General features: G+C 59.7%; 2 protein-coding genes and 1 pseudogene. 2 read left to right on the top strand and 1 reads right to left on the bottom strand.

The annotated features are described in order from the left end of the window. Positions 1–91 precede the first annotated feature (91 nt). On the top strand, positions 92–643 hold the full coding sequence (locus H6X51_RS19745; RefSeq protein WP_185269121.1) for a DUF192 domain-containing protein: 552 nt from the start codon (positions 92–94) through the stop codon (positions 641–643). After that, positions 640–867, top strand: a pseudogene (locus H6X51_RS19740) (recombinase family protein); the annotation flags it as partial. The gene H6X51_RS19745 and the pseudogene H6X51_RS19740, both read left to right, overlap by 4 nt. 33 nt (positions 868–900) lie before the next feature. Here the strand turns inward: H6X51_RS19740 and H6X51_RS19735 are convergent. Next, positions 901–2177 (bottom strand): Tn3 family transposase (locus H6X51_RS19735; protein ID WP_185269119.1); only part of this gene is annotated, 1277 nt, incomplete at its 5' end.

Below are 2177 nucleotides of genomic sequence, written 5' to 3'. Positions count from 1 at the left end.
ATTTGGATTGGCTTTTGATTTTTTGGCCAGGCCATCTATGCCTAGACAACATGACTATACCTAAATGAGCCCACCCTTCTGGAGAAAACATGTGGTCGTGAACAGCCAGCCGGCAACCCGACAGAACAGGACCAAGCCAGCACTCTATTGGCCTGCTGGCCTGGGGGTACTGCTTATGCTCACGGCAGCCATCGCACTTACCCGTCCCACTGCTCCTTCCTGGGAACCAACCAGGACCTGCGAGCTTCATTTTTCCAATGGCGTGACCCTCACCAATGTGCCTGTTGCAGAAACATCAGAGCAACAAACACGCGGGCTTTCCAAACGTGACGATGCTGGCACAGGCATGCTGTTTTCCTGGGAAACTGCTGAGCCCCGCATATTCTGGATGCGCGACACCTGGATCCCCCTGACGATTGGGTTCTTCGATGAGGACGGCCTGCTGTTCTCGATCCAGAACATGCAGCCGGAATCCGACGACTATCATTTCTCGATCCAGCCGGCGCTCAATGCGCTTGAATTATCACTGGGGCAGTTTGAAATACATGGCCTGAGAGAAGGTGTTCGCATGACTGGCCGAACCTGCAGCCATCTCGGACCTGAATCAGCGCTGCCCAACCTCAAAGGACTGAAGGACGCATGAAAGTTGCGAGGGTATATTTGCGAGTCAGTACCGCCAGTCAGGACCTGGCTCGCCAAGACAAGGTAGTTACTGACGCCAAGGCGGCTGGTTTCTATGTGGCAGGCATTTACCGAGAAAAGGCATCTGGGGCCCGTACCGATCGTCCTGAACTGCTGCGCATGATCGAGGACCTGCAGGCTGGCGAAGTGGTCATTGCTGAAAGGGTTGATCGACTCTCTCGACTAGGGGCGAATAGAGAAAACGGAAAAAATCGTACGTTAAGGTTTTCCGGGCAGCCTTAGCGGCCGAAACTTCCCGTCCTCCAGCCTGCGGCTCTGCCGCCAGACATAATCGCCGGTCAGGTTGATGTGCTCCCACCCCAGCGGCGACAGGTATTGCAGCAGCTCGCTATCCACCGACTTCCCCGCTTCGCTCATCGCCTGGGTGGCGCGTTCCAAGTACACCGTGTTCCACAGCACGATGGCGGCCGTCACCAGGTTGAGACCGCTGGCCCGGTAGCGCTGCTGCTCGAAGCTCCGATCCCTGATTTCGCCGAGGCGGTTGAAGAACACCGCCCTGGCCAGGGAGTTGCGCGCCTCGCCCTTGTTCAGTCCGGCATGCACGCGGCGACGTAGCTCTACGCTTTGCAGCCAGTCGAGGATGAACAGTGTGCGCTCAATCCGGCCCAGTTCGCGCAAGGCCACGGCCAGACCGTTCTGGCGCGGGTAGCTGCCGAGCTTGCGCAGCATCAGCGAGGCAGTGACGGTGCCCTGCTTGATCGAGCTGGCCAGGCGCAGGATGTCGTCCCAGTGGGCGCGGACATGCTTGATGTTCAGGGTGCCGCCAACCATTGGGCGCAATGTCGGGTAGTCCTGGACGCTATTCGGAACATACAGCTTGGTTTCGCCGAGGTCGCGGATGCGCGGTGCGAAGCGGAAGCCCAGCAGGTGCATCAGGGCGAAGACGTGATCGGTGAAGCCAGCCGTGTCGGTGTAGTGCTCCTCAATCCGTAGGTCGGACTCGTGGTACAGCAAGCCGTCAAGCACATAGGTGGAATCGCGCACGCCGACATTCACCACGCGGGTGCTGAACGGTGCGTACTGGTCGGAAATATGGGTGTAGAACAGCCGCCCCGGCTCGCTGCCGTACTTCGGGTTGACGTGCCCGGTGCTTTCACCCCGACCGCCCGCCCGGAAGCGCTGGCCATCGGAAGAAGAGGTCGTTCCGTCGCCCCAGTGAGCGGCGAAGGTATGACGGTACTGGTGGTTGACCAGCTCGGCTAGGGCCGCCGAGTAGGTTTCGTCTCGGATGTGCCAGGCTTGCAGCCAGGATAGCTTGGCGTAGGTCAGGCCGGGGCTCGACTCGGCCATCTTGGTCAGCCCGAGGTTGATCGCATCGCCCAGGATCGCTGACAGCAGCAATGTCCGGTCTTTGGCCTCGGCACCGTCCTTCAGGTGGGTGAAGTGGCGGCTGAAGCCCGTCCAGTCGTCCACGTCCATCAGCAGTTCGGTGATCTTGATGCGCGGCAGCAACTGGCTGGTCTGGTCGATCAGCG

Origin of the sequence: Halopseudomonas xiamenensis (assembly GCF_014219065.1) — a bacterium.
Classification (GTDB): domain Bacteria; phylum Pseudomonadota; class Gammaproteobacteria; order Pseudomonadales; family Pseudomonadaceae; genus Halopseudomonas; species Halopseudomonas xiamenensis.
This window is presented reverse-complemented; position numbering and strand designations above follow the sequence as displayed.